Below are 12024 nucleotides of genomic sequence, written 5' to 3'. Positions count from 1 at the left end.
CTGCTAAATAACACCACACAAATTAAAACCGCCCCATCGGGCGGTTCGTTCTTTATGCTTGTGTAACGGCGTGGTTACGTAGTATAAAATATCGGTTTTAATAAAAAGCGATTTTTTTAATGAATACAAAAAGTTATGATTTACTTTGCAATCATAAAGTAAACATTTGACAAATTTGACTTAAAAATCAGAACTTGCCAAATGTTTATTAAAATATTATTTAACTTCAAATACTAAAGTTGCTTTATCACTATATGTTTCACAATCTTTATTGTCTGTATCCGTATTAACTGTTGTTTTTAAATACCATAATCCTTTTTTAAGTGGTCTAAACTCAAAATTTCCTTCTAAATCTGTTTTTGCATAACCAGCACCAGCCATATCAGCGTTATTGGCATATCCGCCATAGCTTGCATAAATAACAGCATTTTTAACTAAATTTCCATTTAAAGTTACTGTAAATTTAAGCAATTGATCAACTTTAATATCATCTAAATTTTCAAATGCGGGCGTTATTTCAAGTCCTTTTTTTAATGGTTTAGAGATAATGCTAGAACTACTTGCTTCTCCAACTTTTATTAAGGCTTTACCTTGCATGGTTGAAATACCGCAATACTCAACCTCATCAGTTGTATCCTTTCTAGTTTTATTCATTTCCCATTTTCCATCTGCTTTTTTTATCCAAGGCGTTGGTTTATAGAAAGCATTTAAAATATAAACTCCATCACTCAGTTTTTCTCCTTCAAAATGATAATTTTCACCCGTTTGTTCAAGAATAATTTCTTTATCTTTACCGATAACTTTGACTTTATCGAACAGAACAGTTCTTTCTTCTTTGATTTGTTCAGGATTTGGAAAATCATGCCCATAAATCATATCGGCTTTAAAATTATCAGAATTTTCACCCCAAACCCATAAATCATGACCAAAAAGCGAAGTTGCAACAATTGCACTTGATAAAGCTAGTATTTTTTTCATAAGTTTCTCCGAAATAAAATTGGGTAGATTGTACTGTAATTGATAATGATAATTATTGTCAAATTTATTATATTAATTATTTATATTGAATTTATTTAAATTTATAAACATAGTTCAAATTTCGAGAATATCAAATTTAAAAACTAAATTTGGAGATAAATTTTTACGAAAATTTTTAAATGACAACGAAATAAATTTAATCAAAAAACGATGAAACTTTAATTGATTTAAAGTTATTTCTAAAGCATTAATAACAAAAATTGGCAGTAAATTTTCGGTTTTAGATAAAGAAGATGTTATAAAAAATTAATATAAAAGAAACGAAGCAGTTTTGAGTCATCGTAAAGAATTCAGCGACTTTATTGGAATAATTGAGTGCAGTCACAGGCATTGTAAAATATTTATTAGAAAAAATCACATTGTTTAACCCATTAACTAACCGCCCATTAGGGCGGTTCATGATTATTCTAAACACAGTTTAATGCGTTAATACTTGACGGTACGCCATAAAATACATACCACCAACCAATATTGCACCGCCCAAAGTATTACCTAAATAAACTGAGCATAAATTATAGAAAAACTGAGACATTGAAATATTAGCACCAGCAAACATCGCTGCTGGAATAACAAACATATTGGCAACAACGTGTTGAAATCCAAGCAAAACAAAAATCATTACTGGAAACCAAATCCCCAATATTTTGCCAGACATTGACTTTGCGCCATAAGCCAACCAAACACCCATGCATACCATCCAATTACAACCAATGCCGGAAACCACAGCACGAGAAAAATCCATATCTACTTTCGATTGGGCAACGGCTAATGTTTCGGGCAAAAGTGCGCCTTCAGTAATGCCCAAATAATGTCCAAAAAACCATGCAACCGCTAAAGCGCCTAATAAATTAGTAGAGGAAATAATAATCCAGTTGCGGGCAAGTTTAGTGATAGAAACGCGTTTGGCAAAATACGCTACCGAAACAACCATCATGTTTCCGGTAATCAATTCACCGCCGCCAATCAAAATGCCGATTAATCCGATAGGGAATACCGAAGCGCCCAATAAAGTTGCGAAACTTCCCCATTCATGAGGCATTCCACCGACTACTTTAATATAAGACAAATAACCCAGCGCAATAAAAGCACCACCCAAAAAACCTAATATCGAGAGATATCCCAAACGACCATTGGCTTTACCAATTCCCTTTTCAATGGTAACGGTTAAAATTTCTTGAGGATACAAACTCATTTTTTATTCCTTTATTTATCAAAAAATCCGCGTTGATAATGCGGTTACAAACATATTGATTTATTTAATGACTAAAATCCGGCGCGTGCTTCTAATTGTTTAACAAATTGTTCATCTAATCCTAAAGCGCATTGTAATTGTTGCAAATAATCTGTTTCTTGCTGATCTAACGTTCCGCAAATAATGCGAGATGTTAAATAAACTTCACTAGCTAAAACAGGATCTTGCCCAACTTCTTCAGCAATTGCTTGCGGCGTTACCGGATAATTTAACGCGTGCGCCAACCACCGTTGCGTTTGTTCATCTTCCACCGCGCCGATTTGTTGCAAAATCATCGCTCGTTCTGCATCATCAATAACGCCGTTTGCCTGCGCTGCCGCAATCATCGCTTTTAAAATGATCCGACTGTTGCGTTCGGCTTCCTGCGCGGCGCGGTTACTAGATGGTTGATTTAACGGTGCATTATGAGATTGATTTTCTTGCCAATTTTGTAACGCTTGATAAGCTAACGTGCCGATTGCTGCCAAAGATCCCATGCGCATAATGGAACCAGAAACGGAACGTTTGTTATTATCTTTTCCGCCTAATAATAACGAAAGCACGCCCACTGCCAACGCGCCACCGCCTAATTTTTTTATTAAATCGGGATCGTTGAATGCATTTTTTAATGGATTATGATTTTGGTAACCGTTGAGTATTTCTTGTAGTTTTTTATCCAAACCTCGCCCACTGATTCCCTGATTTTGTTGGCTTATTTGCAGTATATTATTAAGTAACTCATTGATATTCATAGTTTCTCAAAAAAGAGTGAATGCACAAATGCGCCGTATTTTACACGAAAATAAAGCGCTTCGAATGTTAAACGCCGAAAGGAAAATTTTTATGAACACACCATCTCACCGCTATTATGGGCAATTATTTGCTTTACTCGGATTTTTTCTATTAGCCATTTTGTTTTATCTATCGATGAAAAACTATTTCGCGCCAGTTCAACACGAAATCATCTCGGAATATGCACAAAGTTTGCTCGTAAAACAAAGTCCGGATCGGCACTATCGAATCAGCGGCGCGATTAATGATGTGCCGGTAACCTTTATGATTGACACCGGCGCCAGCGATATTGCGGTAAATGAACAAATCGCCGCGCAATCCGGTTTAAAAAAGTCAGCAACTTTGACTATTTCCACGGCAAACGGCAAAACCACAGCGTGGCTAACGCATATTGAATCCTTAAAAGTTGGGCATTTTATTATCGAAAACATGCCCGCCATCATTGTGCCAAAAATGGAAAATGAAGTTTTATTGGGCATGCGATTTTTATCGCAATTTACCTTTTCTCAATCAAACGGCGTGCTGACTTTGGAGCAAAAATAGCATATTTATCTGCTAGTTATCTTCATCATCGTGGCAAATGCCATATAAAACCAAACGATAATCTTCAAAATCGTAATGGTGTTTTTGTGCAATTTCTTTCAAACGTTCCGTGATTACTTCATCGTAAAACTCGGTTACTTTTCCCGTTTTAACGCAAATCAAATGATTGTGATGCTCGCCTTTATTAATTTCGAAAACGCTATGATTTCCTTCAAAATTATGCCGTTTTAAAATGCCCGCTTGTTCAAATTGCGTCAAAACCCGATAAACCGTTGCCAAACCAATTTCTTCATCGGCAGCCAGCAAAATTTTGTAAACATCTTCAGCGGATAAGTGTACGCCGTCATCAAACGAGGTTTCGCGCTCCATAATTTCTAAAATTTTCATTCTTGGACCGGTTACTTTTAATCCTGCTTTTTTTAATTGTTGACTCATAACTTTTCCTTTTTGACCGAACACTATGGGCATAAATAAAAAATATTTATTTCACCGCGGCGATCATACTATTTTTCAATTGCAACAGCGCTTGTTGCTCAATTTGGCGAATGCGTTCGGCAGAAATATGGTATTTGCTGGCAAGCGTTTGTAGCGTCACTTTTTCATGCTCATTCAACCAACGGGATTCAATAATTTCCCGACTGCGCGCGTCTAATTGATTTAATCCTTGCGTTAATTGATGTTGCAATAAATGCTTTTGTTCGTGATGTTCGGTTGAAAGGGCGGGGTCAACGCTTTCATCTGTCAACCAAGCAGCTGGTGCAACGTTTTCCTCGTCATCATTTTCATCAAGCGGATCAAAAGCAATATCTTGCCCGTGAATACGGCTTTCCATTTCCAATACATCTTTCACGCTTACATTTAAATCTTCGGCAATCGTTTGCGCCTCAGCGTCCGACAACCAATGCATATTTTTTTTCATACTGCGCAAATTAAAAAACAATTTACGTTGCGCTTTTGTGGTCGCAATTTTCACTAAACGCCAATTGCGGATAACGTATTCATGAATTTCAGATTTAATCCAATGCACGGCAAAAGACACCAAGCGTACGCCGCGTTGTGGCTCAAAACGTTTCACCGCTTTCATCAAACCAATATTACCTTCTTGGATCAGATCGCCTAAAGGTAAACCGTAGCCTAAAAAACCGCGTGCAATGTGTACGACAAATTTTAAATGATGCACGATCAACGTTTGCGCCGCCGCTAAAGAATGATTTTGTTGCAATTCGGTTGCTAAACGAAATTCTTCGTCCGCGTCCAAAATGGGAATTTGTCTTACTTTTGCAATATATTGATCAATATCGCTAGAAGGCGTTAACCATTGTCCGTGTGGCACGAGCGCATGATTGGATTGCAAAGAAACAGAAGTTGTTGTCATAAAGATTCCTGATTAAAATTACTTATCATATAGTAAGGCAAATACAAAATTTTTTGCATTAAATGCATGTAAATCGTCGGAACGTTCGCCCACGCCGACGAAACGAATCGGCACTTTGAGCTTTTCGGTAATCGCAAATAAAATGCCACCTTTGGCACTGCCGTCTAATTTGGTAATCACTAAACCGTCCACGCCGATATCTTGATGAAAAGATAAAGCTTGTTTTAAAGCATTTTGCCCATTGCCGGCATCGATGACCAATAACGTTTCATGCGGCACTTTATCATCAAGTTTTTGCAAAACGCGTTTTACCTTTTTCAATTCGTCCATCAAATGATCCTGCGTGTGCAATCTGCCGGCGGTATCAATGATTAATACGTCCATTTTACGCGCTTGTGCAGATTGCAAAGCATCATAAGCCACTGATGCCGCGTCAGCTCCCGTTTTTTGCGCAATCACGGGAATATGATGACGTTCGCCCCAAGTTTGCAATTGTTCCACGGCGGCAGCGCGAAACGTATCCGCGGCGGCAAGCATGATTTTTTTTCCTTCTTGTTGCAAACGGTGACTTAATTTGCCGATTGTCGTCGTTTTTCCGGCGCCGTTAATGCCTGCCATTAAAATCACAAAAGGTTGGTGTTTTTCCACGCAAAGCGGTTGTTCATAAGGCGTGAGCAATTCAATCATGTAATCTGCAACCGCTTTTTGAACCGCGTCACTATCAGCAAGTTCTTTTCGGTTCATTTTATCTTTGATGTGAGCAATGATTTTTTCCGTGATTTCAATGCCGCAATCCGCGGTTAATAAACGCATTTCTAAATCATCTAATAAATCTTGATCGAGCGCTTTTTTACCTAAAAATACCGCGGCAAAATTATCGCGGGTTTTTGCTAAACCCATTTTCAAGCGCGCAAAATAACTGACTTCCGCTTCCGCTGACTTTTCTGCGGCAATATTTTCTGAAGATGGTTCCGCCGTTTCCGCTGTTTTTTCTGCGGCAATATTTTCTGAAGATGGTTCTATCGTTCCCTCTGATTTTTCTGCGGCAACATTTTCTGAAGATGGTTCCGCCGTTTCCGCTGATTTTTCCACGGCAACATTTTCTAAAGACGGTTCCGCCGTTTCCGCTGTTTTTTCTGCGGCAATATTTTCTGAAGATGGTTCTATCGTTCCCTCTGATTTTTCTGCGGCAACATTTTCTGAAGATGGTTCCGCCGTTTCCGCTGATTTTTCCACGGCAACATTTTCTAAAGACGGTTCCGCCGTTTCCGCTGTTTTTTCTGCGGTAATATCTTCTGAAGATGATTTTTCAATGTGTTCTTTATCGGCGGTTTTGGTGGGTTGTTTTTTAAACCATTTAAAAAAATCCATTCATTTTTTCCTTATTTTTAAATCGGGTGGATAGACGGCGGGAATCCGTAGAGAGATTAACCGAAACGGTTTTGGCGAGGCAGTATATCGCGATAGAGGTTAACTGCAAAAAATAACCGCCATCAAAAAATGATGGCGGCTGTTGATAAAGAAAAAATTAATCTTTATTGGGGTGCACCATATTCTCTGGAGCGATGATGCGATCGAGTTCTTCGCGTTTGAGCAGACCTTCTGCCAAAACCAGTTCATAAACGCTGCCGCCGGTTTCTTGCGCTTTGCGAGCAATGCGGTTTGAAGCTTCATAACCAATATGAGGATTTAAAGCTGTGATCAAACCAATATTGGATAAAACTTGTTCGCGGCAATGTTCTTCATTGAGCATAATGCCGTCAATGCAACGTTTTGCGAAAGTTTCGCAAGCATTGGCTAACATATTAATGCCGGTAAAGAGGTTAAACGTCATCACTGGCTCAAAAACGTTCAATTGCAATTGCCCTGATTCGCACGCCAATAAAATAGCATGGTCAATGCCCATCACATGGAAACAAGTTTGGTTAACGACTTCCGGAATTACGGGATTGACTTTGCCAGGCATAATAGAACTACCGGGTTGCATTTCCGGCAAACGATATTGCGCCAAACCCGCGCGCGGACCTGAAGATTCCAAACGCAAATCGTGCGCAATTTTTGACAACCGCGCTGCCAATAAACGTAAATTTCCTGATAACGCCGCATAAGGACTGGTATCTTGCGTGGCTTGAATCAAATCTTTAGAAGTGTAATACGGTTTACCGGTTAAATCGGCTAACGCTTGCGCGCAGGCTTTAGCATAACCTTTCGGCGCGTTTAATTCGGTACCGATAGCGGTTGCACCCATATTAATTTCGTAAAGTAAATTACGGGTTTGTTCAATGCGTTCCATTTCTTTGCTGATCATCGTGGCAAAAGCATGGAATTCTTGCCCAGCGGTCATCGGAACGGCGTCTTGCAAATGCGTCCGTCCCATTTTGAGTTTATCGGCAAACTCTTCACTTTTCTTCAAGAAACTGTCCCGCAAAATCACCATTTTATCGAGCAAACGCGCGCAATAATCATCTAAAGCGATATGCAACGCGGTTGGATAAGCATCGTTGGTTGATTGCGAGAGGTTGACGTGATTATTGGGGTGAACATATTGATATTCACCGCGTTTGTGTCCCAAAATTTCCAAAGCGCGGTTGGCAATAACTTCGTTGGCATTCATATTGGTTGATGTGCCGGCGCCGCCTTGGATCATGTCTACCACAAAATGATCATGGAATTTATCGGCAATAATTTCATCACACGCGGCAACAATAGCATCCTTAATTTTGCTATCTAAAATTCCCACTTCATGATTGGCAATTGCCGCGGCTTTTTTCACTGTCGCTAAAGCACGAATAAAGGTTGAAAATTGATGGAGTTTTACACCGGTGATATTAAAGTTTTCAACGCCACGGAGCGTTTGAATACCATAATATGCATCGGCGGGAACATCGCGATAACCTAATAAATCATGTTCTTGACGAGTTGCTGTCATATATATTCTCCTATGTTTACCGTCTGGTAATTGTTATTGTCAACAGAGGGACATTTACCCTTTCAAAAGCGGACTTTTGAAGGAACCATCGCTATTCTAATCCCCCTATATCGATAAATACAATGTAGCCAATCATTCCGGCGAACCGTTTTTTATCTCAAAACCAATCACAATTTGCTAAAAATTTTTATAATAAAACTCAAACTATAGAGAATATTTATATTTTTTCAGCATAATTGAGTTTTTTATAAAAACAAAACAAAAAATAATGTTCACATTAATTGCTGATGGTGAATAAAGTAATCACTTGCCCCGCGCCTTCAACGCGCCGCACCACATCAACCACCGCGCGCGATTCTTGTTCGGTGACAATTCCCATCAAAAATATAGAAGCATGTTCAGCAACCACTTTAACCCGCGTAGGATCAAAACCAGCGATGTTAACGTCCATCAAAACCGCTTTTGCTTTCGTGGCTAATTTCACATCATAAGAACGATTGCTCAATGTGCTGCGTGGTCCAATTAATAAATAATTGGCTAAATGTTGCACGCCTAAACCTTTTTGCTGCGCAACCATCGCACCAATTTCTCGTTTTATTTGCTGATTAATCACTTCTCCCGTCAATAAAACCAATCCATCGTAAACGTTAACGTTTACATGGCTATTTTCCGCAAAGCGCGGATAAGATCTAATTTTGCTGGCAATATTGAGTTCTAAGGTTTTATCGTCAATAACTGTTCCTGTTGAACGGCGATCATGTATCACTTGCGCCGTTGTTACCGCGCCGCCAATGGCAATCGGCATACAAGCTTGTAATAACAGACTAGAACAAAGCGCAAATACTATTATTGGTTTCATCAGTAATCTCAATCGAAAAACGCACATGCCGTTAAAACTATCATCGCTTTTTAATATGATCAACGTTTATTGTGCGGAAATTAATATCGGCACACTGTTTATCCGCAAGAAATTATTTAATCGTGAGCAAGTGCTTGAACGGGATCGAGTTTGGCAGCATTTTTTGCCGGTAAATAACCGAATAAAATTCCAATACCACTGGCGCAACCAAACGCTATCACCACCGACGTTAACGAATAAATCATGGTAAATGCGCCGCTTAATGCGATTAATTGCCCAATACCAAAAGCCAAACCAATACCGATGATGCCGCCGAATAAACACAGCAACACCGCCTCAATCAAAAATTGTTGCAAAATATCTTGCCGCCGCGCGCCTACCGCCATACGAATACCGATTTCTTGCGTTCGTTCGGTCACCGAAACCAACATGATATTCATCACGCCGATGCCGCCGACAATCAAAGAAATCACTGCAATTGCGGCAATCAACAGTGATAAAGTTTTGCTGGTTTGCGTAATAACTTGCCGCAACGAATCGTTATTAAACAAAGTAAAATCTTTGCTGCCGTGGCGCCGGATCAAAATGCGACTGATGGCATCTTCTGCCACCGTGCTTTCAACGCCATCACGAATGCGCACCATAATCTGCGAAACGCGAGAAGAACCCAGCAAACGGCTCATTACCGACGTATAAGGCATAAAAAGATTAATGGCATTTGTATTGCGAAATTGCCGATGATTTTGCGTATCCACCACGCCGATAATCGTCACCGCAACATTACCTAAAACCATCACCGCACCCAACGGATCGGAATGAGGAAATAATTGTTGTGCGCTTTTTTCATCAATATAAGCAACCGCTTTTAATTCTCGAATATCATTTTCAGCAAGCGCCGCCCCGCGAATAATCGGCATGTTTTGCACTTGAAAATAATGCCTGCCGATGCCGGTAACAATTGCCGTTAACGTTCGATCAGAAGTGCGCACCGCGCCGTCTAAAGAAAGAATCGGCGTAGCAGAATCCACAAAACTTTGTTGCGCTAATAATGTGGCATCGTCCGCGCTTAATGTTTGGACGCGCCACGCATTCGGATCGCCAAATGCACCGGAAAAAACTTGAATCGTATTAGAACCCAACGTTTGAATCCGTGATAACACTTGCTGCTGCGAACCTTGTCCTAATGCCACCATGCTCACCACCGAAGCAATGCCGATGATAATGCCGAGCATAGTTAAAAATGAACGGAGTTTATGTCCTAAAATCGCGCGGATTGCCATAGAAAAAGCAGATGCCAAGGTTTTGAGTGAAAATCGGTTTTTTTGAACGCTTTTTTGCGGTAATTCCGGCGCTTGAAAAGGGCGCACATTGCGCACCGTATCGGAGAGAATCACGCCGTCTTTTAATTCAATAATGCGATCGGCTTGTTCGGCAATATGTGCATCATGCGTTACCAAAATAATGGTATGACCTTGTTGGTGTAATTCGCGCAAAATGTTCATTACTTCCGCGCCCGATTCGCTATCTAAAGCGCCGGTGGGTTCATCGGCAAGGATAATTTTGCCGCCGTTGATTAAGGCGCGTGCGATGGAAACGCGTTGTTGCTGACCGCCGGAAAGTTGCTGCGGTTTGTGATGTTTACGCGCACCCAGTCCCAAACGTTCCAGCAATTGATCGGCGCGCAAAAGCCGCGTAACCCGATCAACGCCAGCATAAAGCGCTGGAATGGCTACGTTTTCCCGTGCACTTAAATCATTTAATAAATGATAACGTTGAAAAATAAATCCGATATATTCGCGGCGTAAACGCGCCTGTGCGCCGGCGGTGAGCGTATCGATATGATTGCCGTCGAGCCAATAATCGCCGGAAGAGGGACGATCTAAACAACCCAAAATATGCATCAAAGTGGATTTTCCAGAGCCCGATTGCCCCACGATAGCCACCATTTCGCCGGCGGTAATTTCTAAATCGATTTCGCGCAAAACGCAGGTTTTCGTTTCGCCGCTGCCAAAATATTTGCACAATTTTTGCACTTTAATGAGCGCCGTCATTACAAACCTCTTTCTTTGAATTCGTAGGCGGCGCCGGTTCCCGAAGTGCTGATGATGACGTTTTCTCCTTCCGTTAATCCCGACACGATTTGCGCATTAATGCCGTCTTCCAATCCAGTTTTTACGATGCGTTTTTGCGGTTGTTGTTCGGCGGTTAAAACGTTAACGCTGGTTGTGCCGTCTTCATCATCGTGCAAAGCTGTGAGCGGTACGAGCAAAGTTTTTTCCGCGCGTTCAACTTCAATGGCAATTTTTGCCGTCATGCCGTAACGCAATTTATTTTCTGGATTGGGCAGTTTGATATCGGCGTAATAATAAACCGCTTCATTGCGGGCAAAAGCGCCGTGTTGGGATACGGAAATCGGCGCGGGATCAATATGATTTAATGGCGCTTGATAGGATTGCGCTTTTTTACCGAGCAAATGAATTTTTGCCGGCAATCCCGCGCGAATATCGCCAATATCGGCTTCGGCAATTTCGGCTTTAACGATCATCGTATTGGTTTGAGCGAGCGTGATTAAAAGAGGAGAAGATTGCGCGGCGTTGACGGTTTGTCCTTCTTCAACGGCAATTGCAATCACGGTGCCGCTAATGGGCGCGCGGATTTTGGTATCGCTTAATTGTACGTCTGCCAATTCAATCGTCAGTTCACTTTGACGAATTGCCGCCTCCGCCGCGCGCACGTTATTTTCTGCGACGGTTAAAGCGGTGGTATTTTGTTCATATTCAATTTTGCTGCCGGCTTGATTTTGAAATAGTTTTCGGGAGCGTTGTTCATTTTTTTGCGCTTGTTGTAAATGCGCTTTGGCGCTGGCGAGTTCGGCTTTTTGTCGTTGCAATTGTGCGGTTGCCGTTTTGCGCATGTTTTCTTGATTTTTTGCATCAATTTCAACGACGATTTGTCCGGCGCTAACGGTATCGCCGATTTTCACGTGTAATCGTGCAATTTTTCCGGAAACTTGCGCGCCAACGTCCACAATTTTTTCCGGATAAACGATGCCGGTGGCATTAATTTGATAACTGATGGTTCCTTTTTGAACGGTCGCGGTTAAATAATGCGGTTGGGTGGCGGTATTTTGATGTTGGTAGCGGTGATAAGCCCAAATGCCGCCGCAAATGAGTAATAAAAATAGAGATGATTTTACGAGAATACGGCGGTGTTGCTGGAGCGTTTTTATGATCATTCATAGTCCTAATTATTTGATT

At 40.9% G+C, this 12024-nt stretch carries 11 protein-coding genes; 1 reads left to right on the top strand and 10 read right to left on the bottom strand.

Annotated features, from left to right (window positions below; all coding sequences use genetic code 11):
* Positions 1-216: 216 nt before the first annotated feature.
* The 3 genes from AKG33_RS06395 to AKG33_RS06385 all read right to left on the bottom strand — a co-directional run bounded on the left by AKG33_RS06395 (position 217) and on the right by AKG33_RS06385 (position 3021).
* Positions 217-978 carry a DUF4198 domain-containing protein gene (locus AKG33_RS06395; RefSeq protein ID WP_012031202.1) on the bottom strand — a complete coding sequence of 254 codons (762 nt, stop codon included), beginning with the start codon at positions 976-978 and terminating at the stop codon, positions 217-219.
* 478 nt (positions 979-1456) lie between these two features.
* Positions 1457-2230 carry a formate/nitrite transporter family protein gene (locus AKG33_RS06390; protein ID WP_012031201.1) on the bottom strand — a complete coding sequence of 258 codons (774 nt, stop codon included), beginning with the start codon at positions 2228-2230 and terminating at the stop codon, positions 1457-1459.
* A gap of 71 nt (positions 2231-2301) precedes the next feature.
* On the bottom strand, positions 2302-3021 hold the full coding sequence (locus tag AKG33_RS06385) for a tellurite resistance TerB family protein (RefSeq protein ID WP_012031200.1): 720 nt from the start codon (positions 3019-3021) through the stop codon (positions 2302-2304).
* Between the two features lie 91 nt (positions 3022-3112).
* On the opposite strand from AKG33_RS06385, the gene AKG33_RS06380 reads away from it, so the two are divergent.
* Complete coding sequence (locus AKG33_RS06380; protein WP_161802470.1) at positions 3113-3604, top strand: retropepsin-like aspartic protease family protein; 492 nt, start codon at positions 3113-3115, stop codon at positions 3602-3604.
* Positions 3605-3616: 12 nt separating this feature from the next.
* Here the strand turns inward: AKG33_RS06380 and fur are convergent, their stop codons facing one another.
* From fur to AKG33_RS06345, 7 genes are all read right to left on the bottom strand, one after another.
* A complete protein-coding gene (fur, locus tag AKG33_RS06375; protein ID WP_012031198.1) occupies positions 3617-4039 on the bottom strand; it encodes a ferric iron uptake transcriptional regulator in 423 nt (140 codons plus the stop codon).
* A gap of 46 nt (positions 4040-4085) precedes the next feature.
* Entirely contained in the window at positions 4086-4979 is an 894-nt protein-coding gene (rpoH, locus tag AKG33_RS06370; RefSeq protein ID WP_012031197.1) for an RNA polymerase sigma factor RpoH, read from the bottom strand.
* An 18-nt stretch (positions 4980-4997) separates the two neighbouring features.
* Positions 4998-6350 carry a signal recognition particle-docking protein FtsY gene (gene ftsY / locus AKG33_RS06365; protein WP_012031196.1) on the bottom strand — a complete coding sequence of 451 codons (1353 nt, stop codon included), beginning with the start codon at positions 6348-6350 and terminating at the stop codon, positions 4998-5000.
* Positions 6351-6507: 157 nt separating this feature from the next.
* The gene (gene aspA, locus AKG33_RS06360; RefSeq protein WP_012031195.1) at positions 6508-7908 is read right to left on the bottom strand and encodes an aspartate ammonia-lyase; all 1401 of its coding nucleotides are present in this window, start codon (positions 7906-7908) and stop codon (positions 6508-6510) included.
* 277 nt (positions 7909-8185) lie between these two features.
* Positions 8186-8767, bottom strand: coding sequence for a BON domain-containing protein (locus AKG33_RS06355; protein ID WP_041729558.1), 582 nt, complete (start codon positions 8765-8767; stop codon positions 8186-8188).
* A gap of 116 nt (positions 8768-8883) precedes the next feature.
* Entirely contained in the window at positions 8884-10818 is a 1935-nt protein-coding gene (locus AKG33_RS06350) for a MacB family efflux pump subunit (protein WP_012031193.1), read from the bottom strand.
* Entirely contained in the window at positions 10818-12002 is a 1185-nt protein-coding gene (locus tag AKG33_RS06345; protein ID WP_012031192.1) for an efflux RND transporter periplasmic adaptor subunit, read from the bottom strand. The genes AKG33_RS06350 and AKG33_RS06345 overlap by 1 nt, the downstream gene beginning before the upstream one ends.
* Positions 12003-12024 lie beyond the last annotated feature (22 nt).

This window comes from Dichelobacter nodosus (assembly GCF_001263335.1).
GTDB lineage: Bacteria > Pseudomonadota > Gammaproteobacteria > Cardiobacteriales > Cardiobacteriaceae > Dichelobacter > Dichelobacter nodosus.
This window is presented reverse-complemented; position numbering and strand designations above follow the sequence as displayed.